This is a genomic window from Corynebacterium sp. HMSC073H12 (assembly GCF_001837775.1).
GTDB classification, from domain to species: Bacteria; Actinomycetota; Actinomycetes; order Mycobacteriales; family Mycobacteriaceae; genus Corynebacterium; species Corynebacterium amycolatum.
In genome coordinates this window covers 265,906-289,735 of the sequence record NZ_KV834038.1, presented here as the reverse complement: position 1 = coordinate 289,735, position 23,830 = coordinate 265,906, and the positions used below count along the sequence as shown (strand labels likewise).

The window sequence follows — 23,830 nt, the reverse complement described above, 5'->3', positions numbered from 1 at the left end:
GAGAACCAACATAACAACGGTACAAAGACCAGCATTACTACCTGGAAGGAGCGGCGACGTTTATGGGCGCCACTATCGATCTCAACTCTGATCTTGGGGAAGCTTTCGGCTCATGGAAGATGGGTGATGATATCGCTCTGCTGGACATTGTGACCAGTGCGAATATTGCCTGCGGGCATCACGCGGGTGACGCTCGCGTCATGATGGAGACCTGTGAGGCAGCTGCCGCACGCGGAATTCGCATCGGCGCGCACGTCGCCTACCGCGATCTCGCCGGGTTCGGACGACGACGCATGGATTACTCACATCGAGAATTGCGAGCCGAAACCATCTATCAAATTGGTGCCCTTTCGGCATGTGCACGGGCGGCGGGTACCGAAGTTTCCTACGTCAAGCCCCACGGAGCCCTCTACAACCGCATCGCAGTGGATGAAAATCAGGCCGCTGCAGTGGTGGAGGCGCTCCTGCTCGCTCGCTCCACCTGCGGAGATGGGCTTGCCATTATGGCGCAGCCGGGGTCGGTCATCGAACGACTCAGCCTCGACGCGGACCTCCCTGTGATTCGGGAAGCTTTTGCAGACCGCGCATACAACTCCGACGGAACTCTGGTGTCCCGAGCACTCGAGGGCTCGGTCATTGTAGAACCCGATGCCGTCGTCAAACGCGTCATTGCAATGGCTAGTGGGGAACCAATCGCCGCCTACGACGGTTCACCGTTGACCGTGCAGGCTAACTCTATTTGTTTGCACGGAGACACCCCTGGCGCGGTCGAACTCTCCCGTATGATTCGCCAAGGGCTCGTCGACGCCGGAGTCACCGTCGCTGCCCACGTATAGCGCGGACTCGCACACCGGTCTTATTGACCGCAGTTTTTCAACCCCGCAAGAAAGAAAGGATCAGCACCGCCATGGCCGAGATTCGCCCTATGGGAACAAATGCGCTGCTTATCGACTATTCATCATCGGCCAATCCGTTGGCGAAGGTACTTCGTGCACACTCTGCTGCGGCCGAGATCGAGGGACTCGTTGACAGGGTACCTGCAGCCCAAACGCTCCTACTTCGCTTTCGCGGACCGGCTCGTCGTTACCTTGGCGCAGTCGAAACCGCGCTGCGGGGCAACAATACGCAGAGGCAGACCGTCGACAAGCGAAAGACAGTGACGATTCCCGTTCACTATGACGGCGCGGACCTTGAGTCCTTGGCACAAAGCCTTGGGATGAGCCCCCAAGCGTTAATTGATTGGCACTGCGAGCGCCCTTGGACGGCCGCGTTCGGTGGATTCGCTCCGGGCTTTTATTACATGGTGCGGGGGAGCGGTCAGGGATGGCCAGAGCCGCTTGATATTCCCCGCCTTGCGACGCCGCGCACTCGAGTTCCCAAGGGCTCTGTCGGACTTGCGGGCCAGTTCGCAGGTGTGTATCCCATCGATTCGCCCGGTGGCTGGCAGCTCTTGGGGCATACAGATGTGGAGATGTGGGACTTAAATCGGCCCAATCCGGCGCTGCTTGAGCCCGGGGCTGAGGTTCAATTTGAGGCGACTTCTACGGTGAGTGCGGCGTAGAAAAAGGGTGCGGAAGAGATGAAGAATTCTATCGAGATTATTCGACCCGGTATTTTGACGACTATTCAGGATTGGGGCCGTGCTGGGCAAGGGAGCTTGGGGGTGAGTACCTCCGGTGCGTTCGACCGCGAGTCCGCGGCAGCTGCTAACCGGATGGTTGTCAACGAAGAAAGCCTCGCTGTGCTCGAATGCGTCGTCGGCGGGTTGGAGTTCCAAGTAGCGGAGGGAGCAATCATCTCCTTTGCAGGAGCCCACGGTGAGGTGACTGTCGAACAGGATGGCAAGGTCATCAAGACCTCGATGAATAGCCGAATTGTGGTCGGGGAGAAGGCAACTGTACGGCTTGGTACCTTCGATGCAGGTCTTCGTGGATATGTCGCGATTCGAGGGGGCATCGATGTCGCGGAAGTGCTGGGGTCGCGGTCATACGATACGCTCGGCAAGCTCGGTCCAGCGCCTTTGCAGGCTGGTCAGGTCTTGCAGGTCGGCGACCCGGAGTATTCGACGGGGTCGTCAATCGCAATTTATCCCGCTCCTCATTGGTCGAGCGAGGCTGCCCGTCTTGATGTTGTCCCTGGGCCTCGGGCGGACTGGTTTACGTCGGAAAGTGTCAGTGATTTCTTTCACGAGACATGGACCGTGACGCAAGAGGCCAACCGCGTCGGACTTCGGCTGAGTGGGACTACTCTTGAGCGCCAGGTCACCCATGAATTGGCAAGCGAGGGAATGGTTCCCGGTGCGATACAAGTGCCCGCATCGGGGCAGCCGATTATTTTCGGTCCTGATCATCCGGCGACGGGTGGATATCCGGTCATTGGTGTGCTGACGGAGCAGTCATTGTCGAGAGCCGGGCAATTGGTACCCGGTGCGAAGGTAAAATTCCGCCGGGTGCGGGCGGCATAGGTCTGCGGCTTCATTCTGCGCTATGGTGCCCCACAGCGTCTGTTAGCTGTCAGAGTCGCACAGCTCTTCGCAGTAAAATCAGCCACCATGATTGAACACGCCTCCTTTTCCCAACTCAGCGCGACGGATGTTTATGCCATCTCCGCGCTACGCACCGATGTGTTCTACCTCGAGCAGTCCTGTGCCGAGCCGGAAATGGATTGGCGCGACCTGGAAGATACCGCAGAGCACTATTTCATCCGCGACGACAATGACTCCCGCAAGATTATTGCCTACTTGCGTGTAATTGACACGCTCGATGAGTACTCGTCGAGCTACCCGCGCACCATCGGCCGAGTTGTCGTTGATGCTGCGAGCCGAGGTCGGGGGTTGTCCTCGAAACTGCTGCAGCAGGTCATCGCTGACCATTCGGATACGGGGCTGGTTCTGCATGCCCAGACACAGGCGAAGGCTGTGTACGCAAAAGCCGGCTTCCATGAGGTCGGGGAGACCTTCATGGAAGCCGGCATCGAGCACATCACCATGGTGAGTGATGCAGGTAGTGGCGAAGCCTAGGAATTAATCGCCCAGGCTCCGGTTTGTACGGTGTTGCTTACTTCGGGTTTAAGCGTTGACCTTCGAATCCGCCAGGATGCGGTTCAGAGAGTCGACGCTGGCCTTCGCATCGCCGATAAGCATGTCGGTGTTTTCGTTGAAGAACAGCGGGTTCTGCACGCCCGAGTAACCTGAACCCATCGAACGCTTCAGCACAATCACGCGCTCAGATTCCCAGACCTTCAGCACCGGCATACCGGCAATCGGGGACCCCGGCTGTTCTGCCATCGGGTTGACGGTGTCATTGGCGCCGATGACCAGGGTGACATCCACATCGGCGAAGTCATCGTTGACCTCGTCAAGTTCCAGCACGATGTCGTATGGGACCTTGGCCTCTGCCAACAGCACGTTCATGTGACCCGGCAGGCGGCCAGCGACTGGGTGGATACCGAAGACCACTTCCTTACCGTCGGCACGCAGGTTACGGACCAGGTCAGCAACGGCGTACTGAGCCTGTGCCACAGCCATACCGTAGCCCGGAGCAATGAGAATCTTATCCGCGTTGCGCAGGATTTCTGCAGTGTCCTCGTGGTTGACCTCAGTATGGGAGCCTTCCACAGCGCTTGCCGACGTAGCTTCGGAGCCAAAGCCACCCAGAATAACGTTGGCAAAGGAGCGGTTCATGGCCTCACACATGATGTACGACAGGTAGGCGCCGGAGGAACCAACCAGCGCACCAGTGATGATGAGCAGCGGGTTGCCAAGCATGAGACCGGTGAAAGCAGCGGCCCAACCGGAGTACGAGTTCATGATGGACACGACAACCGGCATGTCGCCGCCACCGATGGCGATGACCAGGTGCCAGCCCAAGAACAGGCCCAAAGCAGTCACAGCAACCATGCATGCCCATGCGATGGTGCCGCCCTCGGTGCCGGTTGCGATGAAGACAGCCAGGAGAACCAGAGTGACCATCAGAATGGCAATGTTCAGAGCATTGCGGCCCGGCAGCAGCAGTGGCGAGCCCTTGATCTTCTCAGACAGCTTCAGACCTGCGACGATGGAGCCAGTGAAGGTCACAGCGCCGATGAAGACGCCAATGTAGACCTCACCCAAGTGGAACTTCTGGGCATCGGCGGTGACATCCTCAGCAAAGATGTAGGAGTTGAAGCCAATAAAAATTGCACCGAGTCCGACCAAGCCGTTGAACAGTGCGATGAGCTGAGGCATACCCGTCATGGCGACACTGCGGGCGCGGGTGATGCCAATGACACCGCCGATGCCGATAGCGACAGCGATGAGAATCAGGGTAATCAGCGGGGAGAAGTGAGAATCCGGCTTGGTGTCAGCGGTGACGAGTGCCTGGAAGATGGCGATGACAACGGCTACGGCCATACCGGCAATACCGAAGGAGTTACCGCGGCGAGCGGTCTCTGGCTTGGATAGACCCGAGAGGGCAGCGAGGAACAGGACAGCGGCGACAATGTAGCCGACGTTGGACAGGCGGTAGGTCCAGTCCAGAAGCGAAGCAGTATCAATGCTAGCCATTAGACTTTATGCCTCCTCTTTCACAAACATGCCAAGCATGCGGTCGGTGACGGCGAAACCGCCGAAGATATTGATGGAGCTGACCACGATGGCCGCGAACGCGAGACCGGAAACTAACAGGTTGGAGCTTCCCACTTGGAGAATCGCACCCACCAGAACAATGCCGGAAATCGCGTTGGTCTCAGACATCAGCGGTGTGTGCAGGCGCGGCGTGACCGCAGAGATCACGTAGAAGCCAAGCACGATAGCCAAGGTGAGAACCATGAAGTTGGCGCTCACGCTGTGCGGTGCGCTGAGCATAACCACAATTGCCAGCAGTGCCGTCAGGCCCAAAGCAATCTTCGAGCCCATGCCCGATCCCATGAAAGAGACCTTCTCCGGAGCGTTTTCTTCAAACGCAGCCTGCTGAGCCTGCTGCTCCTGCAGCGGGGCAGCAGGGGTGACAGCGACCTTAATCGGCGGTGGTGGCCAGAGAATCTCAGCTCCGGTAGCGCCGGCGCCATTCTGGGGGCGAGCCTTTGTCACCGTAATGCCACGGATAATCTCGTCGTCGAGATTGAGAACTGGAGAGCCATCCTTTTCTGGCGTAATCAGCTTGAACAGGTTGACAATGTTCTGGCCGTACAGCGACGATGCCTGCGCGGGCAGTCGTCCTGCAAGGTCGGTGTAACCGATGATGGTCACACCGTTGTCAGTGACAATGGTCTTACCTGGAACGGTCACCTCGCAGTTACCGCCACCGGCGGCAGCCATGTCGACGATGACGCTGCCCGGCTTCATAGCTGCAACGTCAGCAGCAGTCAGCAGCAGCGGGGAGCGGCGGCCCGGGATGTTCGCGGTGGTAATGACGATGTCAGCCTGTGCGGACTGCTCAGAGTAGAGCTTTGCCGCCGCAGCAGCCTGATCATTGGTCATTTCCTTGGCATAGCCATCTTCGGACTTCTCAGTGGCGGCCGGAATCGGGATGAACTCTGCGCCCATCGATTCGACCTGCTCGCCGGCTTCAGGGCGCAGGTCTGTTGCCTTGACAACTGCACCCATCGAGTTTGCTGTACCAATTGCGGCAAGACCGCCGACGCCAGCACCGATGACGTAAACGGTAGCTGGCGGCATCTTGCCTGCAGCAGTCACCTGACCAGTAAAAAGGCGACCATACGCAGACGCTGCTTCGACTACTGCGCGGTAGCCACCGATGTTGGCCATCGAGGACAGCACGTCCATCGACTGTGCCCTGGAAATGCGGGGAACTGCGTCCATAGCAAGGGCAGTGATATTGCGCTGAGCGAGCTCTTCGACCAGTTCTTCGTTACGGCCTGGCGCAAGTCGGCTGATTAGCATGGCGCCGTCGTTAAGCAGTGCACGGAACTGCTCCGGCGGGGTGTCGAGCGTTACGACGATATCGCTGTGCCAGACAGACTCGTCGACAATGGTGGCACCGGCGGATTCGTAGTCCGCGTTGGTGAACTTAGCAGCCAGGCCGGCGTCAGCCTGCACGGCGACCTCGTAGCCGAGCTTGACGAGTTTGCCGACGGTCTCCGGGGTCGCAGCCACAATTGTTTGCTGGGGATCGGGTTCTAAGGGGATGCCGATTCTCATTGTGGGAGTTCTTTTCTATTCGGGGGTGTTGTTAAGGGCCATGCGCACTCGGTTGTCGGTTAACAGTGAGTGTGGGCGTGGCCACTTTCTCCTTGGTGTCAATAAGGTATGCGCTGCTGGGGAGATAGCGGAGGCGTTTGTGGAAAAAGGTAATAAAAATATGCGGGTAACGGTGGTGAGGTGGGTTTTCTGAATTTGCGCCCTCTCGTAAAGGGGGTAGGAAATGGGGGTGGAGGTGCTAATTATGGGTGAGAGTGAACATTTTCTGCGCTCTGAATGATTGTTTGAGGGGTGAAGTATGGGGGAGGGTATTTCTGTCTTTACGTACGTCTTTACGCATTAGGTAAATTCGTATTCCTAGGTTCCTGGCAAGAGTTAAGGAAAACGATGATTGGTTCACTAAGTGCCGCCGGAAAGACCGTGCCGGCATCCCGCCGAGGGCAGGGGCGCAAGGGCGTTTAAAGCCAGCTACTCCATCGACTCTGGAATCAGCTTTGCCGCGGCCTCGGCGATTGCCTTACGCTGTGCTTTCGTGAGCTGATTGCCGTTGAGGTAGTCGTTGGCCCAGAGGCCATCGGAAATCATTTGGACAACGTAGGCCATGCAGGCTTCCTCATTGGTGGCAATCTGTTCTACCGGCGGATTCCACCGGCGCAAAAGGCGCGTCCAGATTTCGCGCAGCTCCGGGTCGGCGGCAGAGTCGATGGACATGAGTAGCTCGGCCCTCGTTGCCGTATCCAGTGAGACCTGGAGGTTTGCGCGTAGGCGGTTGGCGGGGGAGACCTCCTCTGCGGGCCCGCCCGCGGCTTCAATCAGTTCTTCCTCCCATAGCTGCGCCATGTGCTCATGGACGCTGCGAATCATGTCTTCGCGGGAGGGGAAGTGGTAAATCAACCCTGATTTACTCATTCCGCATTGAGTTGCGACATTTTCGTAGGTGACCTCGGAAAAGCCGTTTGTCTCGATAATCTCAACGATTGTGTCGAGAATGGCAGTGCGCTTACTCGTGCGCATATTCAGTCTCCTTCGGGTTGCCGCGAAATGCCACCGCAGTCGCAATCGCTGCAATGACAGCAACGACAGCCAGGATAATCAAAATGGCCAGGTAGGAACTGTCGAGGCCGGCGCGGGCGCCGTCGTTAAGCGCTGGCGTGTGAAGTGCATCGGTGAGTGAGATGCTGGCGTCGACAGGCGTGAACAAGGCGTAGAACATGGGTAGGAGGCTGCCTGTGATTGCAACGGTGATCAGTGTGCCAAATTCGTAGGACACGGATTCCATCGCTGCCGCCATACCGGCCTTTGACCTCGGGGCTGAGCCGATAATCGCGGTCGACGACACCGACATCACAGAACCTGCGCCCGCGCCGAGCAGTATCAATCCTGCGATCATGAGCGGGAAATTGCCCGAGGAAACACCGTAGTACATGCCCGCCAGGCCGACGGCGTTGAGGAGGAAGCCGCCGGTGATGAGTGTGCGGAAACCCACTCGATGCAGCGCCATGCCGCCGATGACACCAACTGGCAAGGACGCCAGTGCCGCGGTGGCAACTAGCAAGCCCGCGTCGAGTGGTGTGTATCCGACGGAAATCTGGAAGCGCTGCGTCGTCGTCAATTCGGCGCCTGCCAGGACAAACATGGCAAGCGCGGCTGCCAGCACGCCACCGGAAAACATCGGCGAACGGAAGACGGAGAAGTCGATGAGGGGTTCAGTAAGACGTGCCTGACGACGCTGAAACAGTGCCGCGCCCACTAGCCCGCAGGCGATAGCTGCGACGATGACGGTGGAGGAGCGATGACCAGCGAGTTCCTTAATGAGCGAAACCAGGCCCAGCATGGCCAGCATCGCGTAGAGGCTGGTGAGAAAATCCCAGCGCTTGGCCGGGTTGGGCTGATTCGGCGGAGCAAAAATCAGCGTGCCAATGATTGCGAAAACTACTACAGGGGTGTTGATAAGGAAGATTGAGCCCCACCAGAAGTGCTCCAATAGGAAACCGCCAACGACGGGGCCAGCGGCGGCACCCAGTGTTGCCGTGGCAGACCAAATGCCAATAGCTGTGGCAAGTTCACGAGGGTGGCGGAAGGTCTCACGTAGTAGTGCGAGGGTCGCCGGCATCATGGTCGCGGCGCCCAGTCCTAGACAGCCGCGGGCGATGACCAGCGCCCAGGCGTGCGGCGCAAAGGCCGCGGCCAGGGAAGAGAAGCCAAAAATTGTCAGGCCCACAAGAAACATCTTGCGGTGACCGATGCGGTCGCCCAGGGTTCCTGTGCCGAGGAGGAGTGCGGAGATCACCAGTGGGTAGGCGTTGATGATCCACAGGCCCTCCAACTCGGTTGTGTGGAGCTGCTCGCGCAGAACCGGCAGAGCAGTGTAGAGCACCGAGTTATCTATGCCGATGAGTAGTAGGCCGGCGCTGATGATAGCGAGGAAGATCCACCTGTGGGTGACTGAAGTGGGCGGATTAGCCCTCGTGGAAGCGGCGTGGTCGGTACTTGTCATTCCAGTAACTGTAACGAACGTTCGGTTTAGTTACAACGTCGGAAGGGTGCCGATTTAGGCCTAAAACTTCAAGAAAAGTAAGCCAATCTCGCCCAAGGAGCCGGTGAAAAAGTGTCTAAGTTGCAGGCGTTGTTGAGGTACGAATTCATGGACGCCGTTCGATTTCCCGTGGCGTCCGAACGGGTAAAGATCAGCTTGAGCGCGCTGATTTTATGCTCGGAGGCTTACGGTCGGCGCTTTACGATCGGACGTTGTGACCAATCACCGCCGGGATAGTGATTGGCGCATCCCCGAAAAGCTCCTTCTGGTATTCGTTCTGCTCGAAAGCGCCGGCATCGTTATCCCTGATCGTGGCCACGTTTGTCAGTTTGCGTGCCGACGGTGCGGAGTCCTTTTGGAGCAGTCCGCCACGGCTGCCCGCAGTGGTGGCCGCGAAAGCCCCTGCGCCACGGTTTCCAGCAGCAGCGCCCGCGGTTCCGCCAGCAGCACCCGTAGCTCCGGTAGCAGTACTGTTGCGCGCGCTGATTAGGGAATTCATCAATCCACTTCTGCGCTGTGCAAGGCTATTCGAGGCGTTTGGCAAGGCAGAACCAGCAACCCCGGCACCCAAGCCGGTTCCCATCCCGCGCCCCGCTGTTGGCGCTGGCATACGACCGGGACTCGAAGTCGGAAGTCCCGAGGCCGGTGGACGGGGGCGTGCGTTTCCAGAAGACGGCAGTGCCGGGATATTGCTCGCTGGTGTGAGCCCCGCAGTGCGACCTGCACCGAGGGAGCCAGCTGGCCGGTTGCCGTGAACTCCGTAAGGCGAGACTCCTTGCGGTGATGTGCGTTGAAGTGGGGCGCTCGCTCCCGAAGGGGCGACCATGGCTGGATTCGCCGTGTTTGGTTGAGCTATGGCTGATGTGCTGGTCGGGGATGTTGGCGAGATTGTGGAGCTCGTTGGGCTGCTAGGTGATGCTGGGTGCACAGGGGTAGCAGACGGATTTGTGGGGCTCGACAAAGTCGAAGTGCTCGGTTGCACCTGCGAAGGAGCGGAAGGGCTCGCGGTTGTGGATTGCGGTGTTGGAGAATCCGGAACAGTTGAGGTGGCACCAACTGGTGCGCTGGCGGCCTGCATGCTTCCAGTCATCCCCGCAGGCGAAAGGCTAAACTGGCTAGTTCCAGAACGCCCGGCGACTGTGGCTCCAACGGACACCTCGGCAGTCACACCACTTCCCGCATCGGCAGAAACCAGGTTAGGAATTCGGGGAATAGCGGTCTGTAACTGTGCGGTATACGGACCAGAGAGAAAGGCTGCTACCTCGGCCTGTTCAAAAGCCTTTTGCGCGCCAGGGTTTGGGAGTGCCTTGGACTCGGCCTCAATCGCCGATAGTGCATTGACGGCCATTGCCTTAACGGACGGCAAGACGGCAAGGTGCCCGGCCATGACCTCAGATGCGGTGGCGATGCTGGTTGCGCGTGCGGCCAGACCTTTCATTGTTGAGTCAGCAGCAGAGAAGACAGCACCGCTATTGCTCGACACCAAGCCGGATGAGATAGAGGTTAGATTACTGGCCAGCGTGGTCATAGTTTCAGCGAAGTTATTCCAGTAGGCGATTGCCTCGGCTACGGCACCGTCGTTTGTTGAGGAAAACATGGATAGTAGGGACTTCGCATCGAGACCAAGTTCCGCAGAAAGAGTGACTGGCGCGAAAGTGAGACTTCCAGCTTCAAACATCGGCCGACGCTGAAATACACCACTTGTTCGCGCTACTTCAGCAAGGGAAGCGCCGTCACCATTGAACGGGTTAATGCTTCGAAGAATCCGGTTCATGGTGGATTCGTGCTCAGTGATCACGCGACGGAAGTCAGCGAGATTTGTTTGCGCCCACGTGAGCTGTTTGCCCATCGCCAAATGGATGGAACTGGCGCTACCAGGACTGCCTGTTATTGCGAGCGAATGCTCATTCGCAACCAGCTGCAAGGACGGTACCTGTGAATAACCGCCCAACGTTGGGTAGGCAGCTGATGACAAACCCGCCGAAACAGAAGATTTACTTAGTTGTGAAATGGCGTTGTCAATAGACGGGATGAAAGCATTAATCATTACAGGTCCCCCAAATACTTCGTAAGCAGATTATCCACGGGTTTACATAGTTCTTCGGTCAAATCGGAATCATCTTGGCCAGTGATATCGACTGCAAACCCCAACGATCCACGTTCAGTTTCAACGGACGCAATACAGTATGAGAGACCAATTGGGGTTGTCATTGTGTATGTAACCCCGTTGTGGACTCCGTTTTGTCGGTCAATTGGAAGCCCACCGTAACTGGCGAGGCTGGAATGGGCGATCGAAGCTCTCCAAATTCCGAAAACCTCAGACAATGCTGAGCTTTCGGAACCTATGATGCATCCGAGTTGCCTTGTTCCCTTTACGCGTTGAGAAACCTCAGACTGCTCCCGGAACCCCAGTCTGTCGAGGCGCCCCATAATCTCAGGGTCGTCACACGGATTGGTCAGGACGAATTCGGGTGCGTCGTAGTTATAGTGCCCATCGGGGCCAAGTGGAGCATCACCGGGCTCCGGCGGGTTGTTGGGTGGAAGCACGCCCGCAGGTAACGTCACGCCCGAGTCAGTAGTCATGGTTGTCGCATTGTCGCCGACAGGTTGAACGTCCTCGCCGGAAGCCTCGGTCAATGCGCAACTAGTCCCCGTTATTCCCCATAGAAGTGCTGACAGTAGGGCGGCAGTAGTCGCCTTTTTCAATTTTTCCCTCCCCAAAGAATTTGTGTGAGAAAGATATAACACCGCGGTCACAATTGCGCTTGCTGAGAAGCCGAAAAAATAGACCGGCTGTGGATAACTTTTAGGGGTGTGGACAACGCGGTCGCCGCGCGAAACAACGCCGCTGTACAGCCACCACCTGCCCCTTTGGGGTGCGTTCTCCGTGTCGTCGTTAAGCGTTGGTGGACAGCGTGGGTGTAATAACCGAAGTAATCCGAACGATTGGTTAGACTATGAGGCGCATTACAAAACCACGGGAGTGCCAACCGAAATTCCGGCACTGAGAGGACGCTAGGGATCGAGCGTCGACCGGACGAACCTGAATCTGGGTAATACCAGCGTAGGAAAGGGATGTGTTGCTTCATGGCCGCACGTGTATCTGTATCCGCTCCGCCGAAAGAGGGCGAGGTTACAACTGGCCCAATTTACCGCAGCAACAAGCATTACGACGAGGTTGCGTTTAGCAACGATTTTGGTGAGGCGAACCTGCGCATTCCAGCTCGTCGAATCAATCTGACGGATGGCACTCACTTCGATGCGTACGACACCTCGGGTATTTACACCGAGGAAAATCCGGAGCTGAACCTGAAGGAGGGTTTGGCTAAGACTCGTGACTCTTGGCCGAAGGCTCCGGCAGTGCCGGCGGTTGCGGGGTCTGAGGACGCCCCGAAGGTCAAGACGCAGCTGGCATGGGCTCGAGCGGGAATTGTCACCCCAGAGATGGCATTCATTGCTGCTCGTGAAAATGTGGATCCGGAAGTTGTTCGCGAAGAGGTTGCTGCGGGGCGTGCCGTGATTCCGGCCAACCACAAGCACCCGGAGACCGAGCCGATGATTATTGGCAAGCGCTTTGCCACCAAAATCAACGCCAACATTGGTAACTCGGCTGTGACTTCGTCCATCTCCGAAGAGGTGGAGAAGATGGTGTGGGCGACCCGTTGGGGCGCGGACACCATCATGGATCTGTCCACCGGTAAGGACATTCACGAAACCCGCGAGTGGATTCTGCGTAACTCCCCGGTGCCGGTTGGTACGGTGCCGATTTACCAGGCGCTGGAGAAGGTTAAGGGTGACCCGGCCAAGCTGACCTGGGAAATCTACCGTGAAACCATCATTGAGCAGTGTGAGCAGGGCGTGGACTACATGACCGTTCACGCGGGTGTGCTGCTGCGCTACGTGCCACTGGCCGCCAACCGCGTGACGGGAATTGTCTCCCGCGGTGGTTCGATTATGGCCGCATGGTGCCTCGCGCATCACCAGGAGAGCTTCCTCTACACGCGTTTCGCTGAGCTGTGCGACATTCTGGCACAGTACGATGTCACGTTCTCCCTCGGTGACGGCCTACGTCCGGGCTCCATTGCCGACGCTAACGATGAGGCCCAGCTGGCTGAGCTGCGGACCCTCGGCGAGCTGACCAAGATCGCCAAGTCCCGCGGCTGCCAGGTCATGATCGAAGGCCCAGGCCACGTTCCGATGCACAAGATCGCTGACAACGTGAAGTGGGAAGAGGAGTGGTGTGAGGAAGCTCCGTTCTACACCCTCGGCCCGCTGGCAACCGACATCGCGCCGGGCTATGACCACATCACGTCGGCTATCGGCGCGGCAATCATTGCGCAGGCTGGTACCGCCATGCTCTGCTACGTCACGCCGAAGGAGCACCTGGGTCTGCCGAACCGCGACGACGTCAAGGTCGGCGTGATTACGTACAAGATTTCCGCGCACGCCGCTGACCTGGCAAAGGGGCTGCCGCGCGCTCAGGAGCGTGACGACGCGCTGTCGAAGGCCCGCTTCGAGTTCCGTTGGCATGACCAGTTTGCACTGGCTCTGGATCCGGACACTGCGCTGGATTACCACGATCAGACCCTGCCTGCAGAGCCGGCAAAGACCGCGCATTTCTGTTCCATGTGTGGTCCGAAGTTCTGCTCCATGCGTATTTCCAAGGATGTACAGGACTACGCGAAGGAACACGGCCTGGACTCCGTTGAAGCGATCGAGGCCGGCATGGCTGAGAAGTCCCAGGAGTTCGCTGATCAGGGTGGTCGCGTCTACCTGCCGATTACCGCGGAGTAATTGGTTGCATCAAAGCTGCTGAAGTAAGCCGCGGTCGAGCTTTATTGGGCGTGGCCGCGGTTTTCTTTTGCTCTCAGCCATTTCTTCCAATCTCAGTGTTGAGACTCAAACGGGGGTAGGTAAGGCGTGCCTTAATGAATGTATTAGGGGAGCCTAATATGCGGGGTGTACATTGCTTGTATGCACAGTCTGAAGTTCCTGACTTTCGATCATTTCCACCGCCATCTTGCGGGTGCTCACGAAACTCGCCTTTCGTCCGGCTCTGAATCATCATCCATTGGAGAAGGCAGGCGTCGACCGGTGAGGCAGAGTGCGCGCAGAGGTGTTACTGCGGTTTCGCTGTCCGGTGCCATGGTCCTTTCGGCGTTTGTATCCCCAGCAATGGCTGAAACTGCGAAGCCGATCGTGCCGGACAATTTTCCCAATGTGATTAATCCAGCGGAGAACTTCCAGCCGCAGAATCCGCAGTATGTCGAATCCCCGGAAGTTACTGTCACTTTTGAGGACGGCACACCAGTTGAAGGTGCCACGGTTCATCGCGGCGATGTTCTTATCGTTCGCGGTAGTGGTTTTAATCCGTCGGCCAACCGTGGTGGTTACCCGCTTCCAATTCCTCCGGGTGTGCCCAATGGTGTTTACGTTCTCTACAGTGCTTTCCCAGACTCTTGGAGGCCGAGTGAAGGTGCTCCGTCCTCGTCGCGGAAACATCCGCACGACAACATTGCTTGGGTGACGCCGGCTGGAACTCTCGAGGCGATACCGAACCAGGGCGTCGACATGCGACGTTCTATCGCTCGTCAGGCTACCCCGATGACAGATGACGGCAGCTTTGAGGCGCGCATTGTTGTTGACCCGCCAGAGACCCCAGCTGGTGAAAACTGGGGTATTTACGTCTACCCGGCAGCCGGCTCCATTAATGAGGCCGAGGAAATCTACATCCCGTTGAATTACTCGGATGCTCCGGGCAAGAATGCCCCGGCTCCCTCCAGCGAGGATTTAGTAATTTCTGTATCTGCGTTGGAGAAGGTATTCGGCGCACTGGGCGGTGGCGTCACTGCCAAGAACGGTGCCCTAGAGCCTGAGGCTGGTGTCGTCTCATTCACCCGCGACAATGACAACAGCAATGCCGAAGCGGAGAGTTACCGCGGAGAAGTTCACATCACCGCGAAGTTCAGTCTGGTTCATGTGGTCGTTCGTAATCCACGCATTGAGGAAGGCCCGACCGGAAAGATTATTACGGCAGAGGTCTCGCAGGGCTACGATGTCGGCCCGGATGAGATGGAGCGTATGCCCATAGCCGCCGTGGTCGACAGCGATGGAGATCAGCTGATCACGACGATCGGCACTATTTCACAGTTCCGGTAGTCCCTCCGGCCACCGCCGCCAACTGTCGTTCACCTGGCACTTTGTTCAAAGTACGCCATCATACCTTGCGGGTTCTTGCGGGGTGTAACCACTGCCGTATTGGAATCACTACATTAGATAGAGGCGCTTACCAGCGATGAGGAGGAACGTGGGACGGCATAGTCGGGCAGAAGGACCTGTGTCACAGGATGGGGCATCGTCACAGGCTGCGGAGTCGCAACGTGCTGTTGCGAAGTCTCCGTCACAGGCCTCGCGAAAAATGTGGGCTCGCAAACCCAGTCAGGCCCCCTCGCTGGCGCAATCGCCTGTGATGAGCTGGCCTCTTATTCTGGTCTCGCTGCTCGGTGGTCTTGCCTCGCTGTTGGCCTGGAATGGTCGTACTCAGCCGGACGATTGGGCTTCGCTCTGGGTGGGCGGGCTACTTATGGACAGGGGGCTTGAGTCCCATCTCTATGACGCCGATCCAATCGATTTCACCGCCATGAGTGGAGAGGTCTGGCCACGCCTGGCGCAGGAAGTGTCTGCGCCATTTACGCATCCCTTTGTGCAAAACCCTTTGTTCGCAAAGGCTCTGGGAGCGATATCCCACGTCATGAGCTTTGAAACCTCGGTTGCTTGGTTGCTCTTTCTCTCTGGAATGGCCGTCGTGCTCCTCGTTGCAGCTTCCTACCACCTGTGGTTTCGGTCCACCATGCCCTGGGGTATCGCAGCGCTGGTTACCGCATGCGTATTCGCTCTGCCGACCACTCTTAATTCGTTCTGGATTGGTCAGACGACACCGCTGATTGTCGCGGGCGTTGCTTATGGTCTTGCTGCCTCGCGCACTCGTCCTTGGCTCGCGGGCATCGTGCTCGGCATCGTCGCATCCATTAAATTGACTCCGTATGCGCTCATCGCCGTGATGCTCTTTTTCGCTTATCGACGGCGCGCAGCCCTCTGGGCGCTGGCCACCACGGCGGTACTGGCGGTATGGATGTTTATCCGCGTTGATATGTCGGTGATTTCGGATTGGATTGATCGAGTCGGCGACATTGGTGCGTCAGTCTTGGTCGGCGGTGCGAATCAGTCGTTGGCGTCGACTTTAGCCACAGACCTGGGCAAACCTGATTTATTAGTAACAGTGGTTCGTGATTACCCGAGTCACGTGAAAACGATTCCACTGTGTATTGCGCTTGGCGTGGTGTTGATGGTCACGGCAGTTGCGTGGTTGAACCCGGTCTACCGGTTTGAATTTCTGATCACGGGCGCGTGGCTTATTGCAGCCACATTCTCATCGATTCTTTGGACCCACTACATGTTGATGCTGGTCACGTCTGTGTTCGGTTTGGCCGCCATGGCGCGGACCCGATTGACCAGACAGTGGCCGTATATCGGTATTGCGTTGCTAGTGGTCCTGCTGTCGTTCCCTGTGACAAACCCGATTGCTGCTACGCCATATACCGGCGGATTTATGTATTCGGGGATTACCGCGATGCTCTTGACGCTGGCATTGATGCTAGTTGTTGGTGGCTGCCACGCGTTTGCGGTACATCGGTATGGCGATGGTGATACAGGCGAGGTTGGACCTGGTTTTGGCAGTGAATTAGCTGCTGCGGAGACGTTGAAATTTTCTCAGCCAGAGCCAATGGTCTTATTCGACTTGAGGAAGCGCTAGATTTAGCGGCTCAGCATAGAGACGATGTCACGGGCAGACATGTCGCTGTAGATCTCGTTCCGGGTGCTCTTAACCTGGTGGCCGAAGTGGACTGCGTTAGCGTCACTGCTGGTGTCGCGGGTAAGAGCTTCGCGCAGCGGCTGAGAGAAGAAGGCGCGCTTGGTAGTGAAAGAACGGGGGAACAGGTTTTCAAGGCTCACGGTATAAACCCTTTCTGTGGTCGGAATCCGGTCGGGACTCCGGTTTGAGAGTTTCTGTATTCAAGTGGTTTTCTTTGATGCGGTTGCCACTATATGTCTGAATATGCCCGATATCGAGTTAAAACGGGCAAAAGTGACTAAGCGGATACCGTTCCCAACATGAAATCTGCATCACACTGTGGATCGGCTTAATGCTCGGTCACCGTCAGTTGTGGGCTCCAATACAGTTGTGCCCTCCAATACAATGAAATGCGGAATCAAATTTGAAGTAGGAGTTTGGCTATGGCTATTTCTTCGGCACCCACCCCTGAGTCTCCGGATTCGGCGGATACCTCGGACGCGGCATCGCGCAGCGTTCCGGCGACAGCGCTCAGTCACGTTGAGGATTTAATTGATTTTGTGGCTGCGTCGCCAAGCTCATTTCATGCGGCACAACAGGTCGTTGACCGTCTGAGTGCAGCCGGTGCCACGGTCGTCGACGAGCACGAACAGTGGCCAAGCGAACCCGGTGCCTACGTCCTGCGTCGCGATGGCGCTGCCGTTGCTTGGATCGTCCCGGAGACACCGGCTGCCGATTTGATCGGTTTCCGTATTGTGGGGTCCCACACGGATTCGCCCGGTTTTCGTGTGAAGCCCAACGCGCGCACCTCCGCCGCAGGCTATGCACAGGTCGCCGTCGAAGTCTATGGCGGCGCGCTGTTGGGGAGCTGGACCGACCGCGAAATTGAGTTCGCCGGTCGTGTAATTGATAAAAATGGCAATGAGCACCTTGCTCGCACCGGTCCGGTCGCGCGCATCCCGCAGTTGGCTATCCACCTCAATCGTGCGGTTAACGAAGAGGGGCTGAAGCTCCACAAGCAGAATCACACTGCACCGATTATCGGAATGGATACCTTCGGCACCGATGTGCACCAGGTCATCGCCGATGCAGCGGGCCTGTCTGTCGATGAGATTGTCGCCTGGGACCTCATTTCCTTCGACACTCAGCAGCCGCGCACCTTCGGTGCTCACGATGAGTTCCTGGCTTCAGGCCGGCTGGACAATCTGCTCAGTGTCCACTCCTCCCTGGTCGCCTTCGAGGCCTTGCTCCGCCAAAACTGGAGCACGTCAACCGCTATCCCCGTCATGGTCGCTTTTGACCACGAGGAAGTCGGGTCCGCCTCCACCACGGGCGCTGCAGGGCCACTGCTTGCCGACGTTCTGTCCCGCATCGCAGCGGCCACAGGCGCTGACCTGGAACGCACCCAGCAGCTCTACCGCGGTTCCATCTGTCTCTCTGCCGACGGCGCACACGGTGTGCACCCGAACTATGCAGGGGAACACGAGCCGGGGCACCAGCCGGAACTCAATGCTGGCCCAGTGGTGAAGATCAATGCCAACCAACGTTATGCCACCACGGCGGCTGGGCAGGCCGAGGTTGTCCGAATTGCAGCGGAAACCTCCAAGCGCATTGGCCAGGAAGTGCCGGTACAGTATTTTGTCTCTGCGAACCACAAGCCATGCGGCTCCACTATCGGCCCAATCACCGCAACGCGACTGGGTATTGACACCATTGATATCGGAGCTGCGATGGTCTCCATGCACTCGGCGCGTGAGATGTGCGGCACAATCGATCCATGGTGGTTGGCCGAGCTCACTGTGGATTTCTGGGGCGCAGAGAACTAACAGCTCGTGGGCAGCGCTTAAGTCACCTCTAGCAGGGGAGATGTCGGGGCGCTGTGGCCGTCGGAAAGCGAGAATTGGCAGGAGATTTTCCGCAGATACTCGTCGTGGAGCCTGTTTTCTGTCATGCTATGAACCATGACTGATGCTAACGACACCCTGCCGTCGCACCGCCTTGAAGTACCCATCGAAGAGGCGGTGGCATGGCGTCGCCAACTGCACCAGAATCCGGAGCTGAGCTTCCGGGAGTACCGGACCTCGGACATGATTGAGGATCTGCTCAATCAGTGGGACATCCCGACGTACCGGTTGACTCCGACGTCCGTAATTGGCGTCATCGAGGGCACAGCAGGCGACCCCAGCACGGGCCGTGTGATCGGCTACCGCGCGGATATTGACGCGCTGCCGATTCAGGAGGAAACGGGACTGCCGTACGCCTCGCGCACGCCGGGGGTGATGCACGCCTGTGGTCATGATGTGCACACGGCGATGCTGCTGGGCACGGCGAAGGTGCTTTCCGGAATGCGCGATCAGCTGCACGGAAAGGTGCTGTGCATCTTCCAGCACGCCGAAGAAATGCTACCGGGCGGTGCTCGTGAGCTGGTCGACAAGGGGGCCGCCGATGACGTAGATGAGGTCTATGCCTTCCACGTCGCGCCGCATCCGGTGGGGCATGTTGGGATTTGCCCAGGACGAGTGACAACTATGTCGGGCATCGTCTCCATCGCGATTCGTGGCCGTGGCGGGCACTCCTCGAACCCGCAGCTGTCGATTGACCCGGTGCTCATCGCCAGCGAGGTGACTCTCATGCTCAACACGATTGTCTCCCGCGATGTGGATCCGAAGCACATGAACATCGTCAACGTCGGTTCACTGCACTCAGGTGAGGCCGGCAACGTGATTCCGGATACGGCCAACCTGGAAGTGTCTATCCGCTCGGTGGATGAGGCGGACTGGGAGATTGTCTGCCAGCGTATCGAGGCCGTCGTCAACGGCGTCTGCCAAGCTCACGGCGCACAGGCGACTTTCGACTGGCAGATTCCGTACCCGATGGTGGTCAACGCCGACATTGCCGTCAATCGTGCCTGGCATGCGGCCACGAAGGCGATTGGCAAGTCCAAGGTGTTCGCTGCCGATCCTTGGGCTCCTTCGGATGACTTTTCCTATTTTTCCCGTGAAGCGCCCGGCTGTTACATGTTCCTCGGCACCGGTGGCCCGGAAGCGGGTAATCCCTTCTTTCTCCACAACTCCAAGTTTAAAATTGTGGAGAGAGCCATGGTCAGTGGCATGCGCACGGAAATCCAAATCGCGCTCGATGCACTGAACCCGTCGAAGAATCAACCGCCGGAGCGGCCTGCCGCATCTCAGACCATGCCCGCAGCCGGTTCCGTGCCTCCACGGCCGCGGAACCCAGGCCTTGGCACGCCGAAGTCGCATGCTGGCCAGGTGCGGGCGTCGTCAAGCGAATCGGCGGGGGAGACCTCACCGAGCCCTGAGGCTGCGGCGGCACCAGACAATTCCAATCAGCCTCAGGCACCTAGAGAGGATGCATAGGACAATGTCCACTACCCCCAACGCCCCTGATAAGACGCTCGCTGCCGCCGCACCTGAGTGGACGAAGTGGGCTATTGGATGGCACGTCTATCCACTGGGGTTTGTGGGAGCGCCCATCCGTGAGAAGGATCGAGGCGCCGCGCCGGTCAATCGAATTCGCAAACTGATTGACTGGCTTCCGTACGTCCAGGAGCTCGGGCTCAACGTCCTGCAGCTGGCGCCGGTATTCGAGTCGACTAGCCACGGCTACGATACCGAGGACTACTACCGCATTGACTCGCGCCTGGGCACCGAAGAGGACATGAAGGCCGTCATCGGAGCTGCCCATGAGCGCGGCATCAAAGTGCTTTTCGACGGCGTCTTCAACCACATCGGGTCAGAGGCACCCGCGCTGAAGACCGCGAAGGGAAACCCTGACTCTGAAGAAGCGCAGCTCTTTGCGTTTACGCACTCAGATGGCGACATGACCGCGCCGGTGTTTGAGGGACATGAGAGTTTGGTCGAATTTGATCACACCAGTGACGCGACTGTTGATTTTGTCGTCAACGTGATGAATTACTGGCTGGCGCGGGGGATTGATGGCTGGCGACTGGATGCGGCCTACGCAGTGGATCCACAGTTCTGGCATAAGGTTTTGCCGCGAGTGCGTGCTGAGCACCCGCACGCCTTTATCTACGGTGAGGTCATCCACGGTGACTATGCGGAGATCGTGTCGGTGTCCGGCATGGACTCAGTGACGGAATACGAGCTGTGGAAAGCGACCTGGTCGGCGCTGAAGGAGGAAAACTTCTTCGAGTTGGACTGGACTCTGAAGCGCCATAACACCTTCGCAGAGTCTTTTGTGCCGGTGACGTTTGTGGGAAACCACGATGTTTCACGCATCGCGACACAGGTAGGGGCCGACAAGGCCGTGCTGGCGGCAACGGTGCTGTTTACCGTGGCCGGTGTGCCACTGGTCTACTACGGTGACGAACAGGGCTATACCGGTCTCAAAGAGGAACGCATCGGCGGTGACGACCAGATCCGTCCAGTGTTCCCGGATAGCCCGGAGGAACTCTCTACGCTCGGCGAGGACCTCTACCGTGCTTACCAGCAGCTCGTTGCGATGCGCCGCCGCTTCCCATGGTTGCACTCCGCTCGCGTGGAGACTGACGAATTGCGCAATGGTTTCCTTCGCTACCGCGTGATCGCGACCGATGCGGCGCTCGTGGACGATGCTGCCGGGACCTCGGGTGAGGCTGGAGCTTCCGACGAGATGCCCTCGCTCATTGTCGAGCTGAACCTGGAAAATGGCGCAACCAGCGCGGTAATCCGTGATGGTGACCACGTGGAATTTGAGTTTTCCTAGGCTCTCTTCGTGGCTCTAGGTCGTGGCTCTAGGCTGCCCCCAGAGAACCAAAACCGCCCGGACATCATGGCCGGGCGGTAATTCTTTCGTGCCCCATCGATGAGTGGGCACAAGGGGTAGTGACTGCGTTTCTGTTTGCTAACTACCCCGGTTTTCGCAGTTTCAATTATTGAATCTGCAGTTACATCTCTGCGGTCTCAGCAGGAGTCATCTCGTCGGAGGGTGCTGGGGTGGTGGCCTTCTGCTCGAAGGTCTCCGACGGGTTGGCCTGGTCGCCGACCTTTACGTCCGAGTCAACCTCGTTCGGGGGAGAGCAAGCGACCAGGGCTGCTGCGGCAATGGCGGATGCGGCGATAGCGCCGGCGATGCGGTTACGCATGGATGTGGCTCCTCTGTCGGAAAAACAATAGCTACAAGGGCTAATGAACTTTTCTCACATTATCTTAAAGCAATATCTTAGAGGATACTTAACGGCTTGCGGGAACCAAGGGGCCAATCGCCCCCGCGCCGATGCATAGCGTTGCCCCCGGAGTCGCCTTTTCCACATCGACATGGAGAGTATCTCCACCGCCGCTGAGGTACACATAGCGCGGTCGCAGATCATTGTTCATCTTCACGACCGTGGAACCACCGCGGGTTTGCTCTTCAGTCTCGAAAGGATTGGGGAGCGACAGGCGCACATCCATGTCCTCAGAGGCGGTGGCCGGGAACTCAAGCACCCAGTCACCGAGCTTGATAATGTTCTCAAGCTTGATGTCCTCCGACGCAGTGCCGTCCTCGCCAACTGTGATGCGATGGCCACACTGCTCGACAGGGCCATCGGTGACACGGGTGACCTCGGAGACCTTGGCGTCGATAAGCGAACCGTCTGTATTGAACATGCGCGGGTGACCGGTGACGCGCTCAAACGGAGGGCGATCGGAGACCGCATCAAACACCCGCGAGTACATGTTCATCGGAGCGGCGACGGGCACGAGAATCTCGAAGGGGACGGGCTGGTCAATGAGGTTGTAGTCAATCGCCTTGTCGGGGCCAGCGGCGTCGGCCTCCTCGCGCAGCGCGGACAGCGACGCCTTGGTGTTGCCGATCCACTCCATTGCGATGTCATCAGACCAGGCATTGCGGTAAGTGACCACGGAAATCGTGGAGGTGACAGTCAGCGCGATGCCCAGCGACCAAATCAGAATGTGCGTGCGAGCCGGTAGAAGAGCCGGCGCCTCGTCCTTCGGTGGGAGTCCTGCCAGGGAGATCGCGACGCAGATCACGATGACGAGTGCGACATCAGAGTAGTAGTGCAAAGTGTGCGCCAGCACGCCAGAGGTGTTCTCTCCCGAGCGGAACAGGGTGATGGCGAACAAGGTGGTGAACATGTACGCCACCGATAGCGTCCATGGAGCCCAGCCACGGTAATCGCGGCCGATGAGGGTGGCAGACAGAATCAACAGAATAATGCCGCCGAGAGTAATCAGCTGAGACGAAGCGGAGGCAAACGGCTGTCCCGGAGCCCAGCGTTCCCAGCTTGTTGGGCCGCCGATGATGCCGGCAAAAATCTGGCCGAGGCCGTTGAAGAACAGTTCGGGCTGAAGTTTGTCGGAAATGAAGCCGGTGGTTTCGGCGGAGCCGAAGTAGTACCACAGCGCCCAGGCACCGGTCAGCAGCATCGATGGGATCCAGATGACTAGGCCGCGGCGGAGAACCAGCAGGATATTTCTGCGCTCCATGTAAGCCAAAGTGACGACAACCAGCATGGCAATCGGCGCGATAGCCAGGGACTTCTCAAAGAATCCCAGCGCCACTGCCAGCAGTACAAACAGACCAGCGGCTTCCCACGGGCGGGGGCCGAAGGAACGACGCATAGTGGTGCGAATGGCGACAATCATGAAAACCACGAATGCCAGGTGGAACGGCTGGGAATTGGCCGCAGCCGACCACCAGGTGTCTCCCGGAAGCATCAGTGGAGTCCAGGCGACGACCGTGATGAGGAAGAGCGACACCAGCGTGCGGCCAGTGAGAAGCTCAAAGAGTTTAGTGGTGGCGTATGTCAGCGCTACCGACATCACGGCCATGGTGATAGCCGGCAGCCACCAGTTCCACGGCGCAATGAGGTGATAGAGGCCTTGCACCAGGAAGGCCAGTGGTGCAAGGTGTCCGTCGTGGTCCTGAAGCAGGTAGTCCTTGCTCAGCAGCGGGGTGTCATAAAGATGGCCAACAATAATGAAGTCATCCCAGTAAAAGCCATGGCTGGTCAGCACCAGAATGCGAGCGACAAGCTGTATCGCAATAACAACTCCGATGAGTGGCCACCACTGCTTCGCAGACAGGTCAAGTCTCTCGCCCCACGTCAATGTGGGCATGTAGTATGGGCGAGAACTTTCCTGCTCAGCGGTGTTGTCAGCACCAGGGGCCTCGGCAGTTTTCACTGCGGAATCCGCGGCTGTCCCCTCATCGCCGACTGTCGGCGGATGAGGGGTTTGGGCAGTTGGGGTATCTCCAGTAGATGACCGCTCGGCTTTAGTCATGGTTCCTTATGTTATCTAGGCCATCTGCTGGGCGCGGTAGGGTAGGCAAAAGTTAGTGC

The 23,830-nt window shown here is 58.1% G+C and carries 18 protein-coding genes and 1 riboswitch; of the genes, 10 read left to right on the top strand and 8 right to left on the bottom strand.

What is annotated here, in order from left to right:
• Window positions 1–62: 62 nt before the first annotated feature.
• From HMPREF2708_RS07950 to HMPREF2708_RS07935, 4 genes are all read left to right on the top strand, one after another.
• Complete coding sequence (locus HMPREF2708_RS07950; RefSeq protein WP_070833795.1) at window positions 63–836, top strand: LamB/YcsF family protein; 774 nt, start codon at window positions 63–65, stop codon at window positions 834–836.
• Between the two features lie 71 nt (window positions 837–907).
• Window positions 908–1,561, top strand: a complete 654-nt coding sequence (locus HMPREF2708_RS07945; RefSeq protein ID WP_070833794.1) for a 5-oxoprolinase subunit B family protein — start codon at window positions 908–910, stop codon at window positions 1,559–1,561.
• An 18-nt stretch (window positions 1,562–1,579) separates the two neighbouring features.
• The gene (locus HMPREF2708_RS07940; protein ID WP_070833793.1) at window positions 1,580–2,464 is read left to right on the top strand and encodes a 5-oxoprolinase subunit C family protein; all 885 of its coding nucleotides are present in this window, start codon (window positions 1,580–1,582) and stop codon (window positions 2,462–2,464) included.
• Between the two features lie 87 nt (window positions 2,465–2,551).
• On the top strand, window positions 2,552–3,019 hold the full coding sequence (locus tag HMPREF2708_RS07935; RefSeq protein WP_070833792.1) for a GNAT family N-acetyltransferase: 468 nt from the start codon (window positions 2,552–2,554) through the stop codon (window positions 3,017–3,019).
• Between the two features lie 48 nt (window positions 3,020–3,067).
• Here HMPREF2708_RS07935 and HMPREF2708_RS07930 read toward each other — a convergent pair whose 3' ends face one another.
• The 5 genes from HMPREF2708_RS07930 to HMPREF2708_RS07910 form a co-directional block, all read right to left on the bottom strand.
• Window positions 3,068–4,543: an NAD(P)(+) transhydrogenase (Re/Si-specific) subunit beta gene (locus tag HMPREF2708_RS07930; RefSeq protein ID WP_070833791.1), complete on the bottom strand. Its 1,476-nt coding sequence runs from the start codon at window positions 4,541–4,543 to the stop codon at window positions 3,068–3,070.
• 6 nt (window positions 4,544–4,549) lie between these two features.
• Complete coding sequence (locus HMPREF2708_RS07925) at window positions 4,550–6,139, bottom strand: Re/Si-specific NAD(P)(+) transhydrogenase subunit alpha (protein WP_070833790.1); 1,590 nt, start codon at window positions 6,137–6,139, stop codon at window positions 4,550–4,552.
• A gap of 468 nt (window positions 6,140–6,607) precedes the next feature.
• Complete coding sequence (locus HMPREF2708_RS07920) at window positions 6,608–7,153, bottom strand: TetR/AcrR family transcriptional regulator (protein ID WP_070833789.1); 546 nt, start codon at window positions 7,151–7,153, stop codon at window positions 6,608–6,610.
• Entirely contained in the window at window positions 7,140–8,636 is a 1,497-nt protein-coding gene (locus HMPREF2708_RS07915; RefSeq protein WP_070833788.1) for an MFS transporter, read from the bottom strand. Before HMPREF2708_RS07915 ends, HMPREF2708_RS07920 begins: the two co-directional genes overlap by 14 nt.
• Before the next feature lie 238 nt (window positions 8,637–8,874).
• Entirely contained in the window at window positions 8,875–10,524 is a 1,650-nt protein-coding gene (locus HMPREF2708_RS07910) for a hypothetical protein (RefSeq protein WP_246840385.1), read from the bottom strand.
• Window positions 10,525–11,642: 1,118 nt separating this feature from the next.
• A riboswitch (TPP riboswitch) is annotated at window positions 11,643–11,764 on the top strand.
• On the opposite strand from HMPREF2708_RS07910, the gene thiC reads away from it, so the two are divergent.
• The 3 genes from thiC to HMPREF2708_RS07890 all read left to right on the top strand — a co-directional run bounded on the left by thiC (window position 11,763) and on the right by HMPREF2708_RS07890 (window position 16,488).
• Window positions 11,763–13,469 carry a phosphomethylpyrimidine synthase ThiC gene (gene thiC / locus HMPREF2708_RS07900; RefSeq protein ID WP_070833786.1) on the top strand — a complete coding sequence of 569 codons (1,707 nt, stop codon included), beginning with the start codon at window positions 11,763–11,765 and terminating at the stop codon, window positions 13,467–13,469. (Overlaps the previous riboswitch by 2 nt.)
• Before the next feature lie 381 nt (window positions 13,470–13,850).
• Window positions 13,851–14,834 (top strand): HtaA protein, encoded by a 984-nt coding sequence (locus tag HMPREF2708_RS07895; protein WP_246840384.1) that lies wholly within the window; start codon window positions 13,851–13,853, stop codon window positions 14,832–14,834.
• Window positions 14,835–15,012: 178 nt separating this feature from the next.
• On the top strand, window positions 15,013–16,488 hold the full coding sequence (locus tag HMPREF2708_RS07890; protein WP_246840383.1) for a glycosyltransferase family 87 protein: 1,476 nt from the start codon (window positions 15,013–15,015) through the stop codon (window positions 16,486–16,488).
• Window positions 16,489–16,490: 2 nt separating this feature from the next.
• On the opposite strand, the gene HMPREF2708_RS07885 is transcribed toward HMPREF2708_RS07890, so the two are convergent.
• Window positions 16,491–16,688, bottom strand: coding sequence for a hypothetical protein (locus HMPREF2708_RS07885; protein ID WP_070833784.1), 198 nt, complete (start codon window positions 16,686–16,688; stop codon window positions 16,491–16,493).
• A gap of 282 nt (window positions 16,689–16,970) precedes the next feature.
• Between HMPREF2708_RS07885 and HMPREF2708_RS07880 the strand changes: the two genes are divergently transcribed.
• From HMPREF2708_RS07880 to HMPREF2708_RS07870, 3 genes are all read left to right on the top strand, one after another.
• On the top strand, window positions 16,971–18,353 hold the full coding sequence (locus HMPREF2708_RS07880) for a M18 family aminopeptidase (protein WP_070833783.1): 1,383 nt from the start codon (window positions 16,971–16,973) through the stop codon (window positions 18,351–18,353).
• Between the two features lie 135 nt (window positions 18,354–18,488).
• Window positions 18,489–19,904, top strand: coding sequence for a M20 metallopeptidase family protein (locus tag HMPREF2708_RS07875; RefSeq protein ID WP_070833782.1), 1,416 nt, complete (start codon window positions 18,489–18,491; stop codon window positions 19,902–19,904).
• A gap of 4 nt (window positions 19,905–19,908) precedes the next feature.
• The gene (locus HMPREF2708_RS07870; protein WP_070833781.1) at window positions 19,909–21,252 is read left to right on the top strand and encodes an alpha-amylase family protein; all 1,344 of its coding nucleotides are present in this window, start codon (window positions 19,909–19,911) and stop codon (window positions 21,250–21,252) included.
• A gap of 181 nt (window positions 21,253–21,433) precedes the next feature.
• Here HMPREF2708_RS07870 and HMPREF2708_RS07865 read toward each other — a convergent pair whose 3' ends face one another.
• Window positions 21,434–21,631 carry a hypothetical protein gene (locus HMPREF2708_RS07865; protein WP_038628285.1) on the bottom strand — a complete coding sequence of 66 codons (198 nt, stop codon included), beginning with the start codon at window positions 21,629–21,631 and terminating at the stop codon, window positions 21,434–21,436.
• An 88-nt stretch (window positions 21,632–21,719) separates the two neighbouring features.
• On the bottom strand, window positions 21,720–23,771 hold the full coding sequence (locus HMPREF2708_RS07860) for a DUF2339 domain-containing protein (RefSeq protein WP_070833780.1): 2,052 nt from the start codon (window positions 23,769–23,771) through the stop codon (window positions 21,720–21,722).
• Window positions 23,772–23,830: the final 59 nt, after the last annotated feature.

Coding starts and splice junctions, on each gene's coding strand:
- HMPREF2708_RS07875 (WP_070833782.1), top strand. CDS start 18,489: ATGACTGATGCTAACGACACCCTGCCGTCGCACCGCCTTGAAGTACCC.
- HMPREF2708_RS07935 (WP_070833792.1), top strand. CDS start 2,552: ATGATTGAACACGCCTCCTTTTCCCAACTCAGCGCGACGGATGTTTAT.
- thiC (WP_070833786.1), top strand. CDS start 11,763: ATGGCCGCACGTGTATCTGTATCCGCTCCGCCGAAAGAGGGCGAGGTT.
- HMPREF2708_RS07865 (WP_038628285.1), bottom strand. CDS start 21,631: ATGCGTAACCGCATCGCCGGCGCTATCGCCGCATCCGCCATTGCCGCA.
- HMPREF2708_RS07880 (WP_070833783.1), top strand. CDS start 16,971: ATGGCTATTTCTTCGGCACCCACCCCTGAGTCTCCGGATTCGGCGGAT.
- HMPREF2708_RS07940 (WP_070833793.1), top strand. CDS start 1,580: ATGAAGAATTCTATCGAGATTATTCGACCCGGTATTTTGACGACTATT.
- HMPREF2708_RS07910 (WP_246840385.1), bottom strand. CDS start 10,524: ATGGGCAAACAGCTCACGTGGGCGCAAACAAATCTCGCTGACTTCCGT.
- HMPREF2708_RS07870 (WP_070833781.1), top strand. CDS start 19,909: ATGTCCACTACCCCCAACGCCCCTGATAAGACGCTCGCTGCCGCCGCA.
- HMPREF2708_RS07925 (WP_070833790.1), bottom strand. CDS start 6,139: ATGAGAATCGGCATCCCCTTAGAACCCGATCCCCAGCAAACAATTGTG.
- HMPREF2708_RS07920 (WP_070833789.1), bottom strand. CDS start 7,153: ATGCGCACGAGTAAGCGCACTGCCATTCTCGACACAATCGTTGAGATT.
- HMPREF2708_RS07915 (WP_070833788.1), bottom strand. CDS start 8,636: ATGACAAGTACCGACCACGCCGCTTCCACGAGGGCTAATCCGCCCACT.
- HMPREF2708_RS07945 (WP_070833794.1), top strand. CDS start 908: ATGGCCGAGATTCGCCCTATGGGAACAAATGCGCTGCTTATCGACTAT.
- HMPREF2708_RS07895 (WP_246840384.1), top strand. CDS start 13,851: ATGGCTGAAACTGCGAAGCCGATCGTGCCGGACAATTTTCCCAATGTG.
- HMPREF2708_RS07950 (WP_070833795.1), top strand. CDS start 63: ATGGGCGCCACTATCGATCTCAACTCTGATCTTGGGGAAGCTTTCGGC.
- HMPREF2708_RS07930 (WP_070833791.1), bottom strand. CDS start 4,543: ATGGCTAGCATTGATACTGCTTCGCTTCTGGACTGGACCTACCGCCTG.
- HMPREF2708_RS07860 (WP_070833780.1), bottom strand. CDS start 23,771: ATGACTAAAGCCGAGCGGTCATCTACTGGAGATACCCCAACTGCCCAA.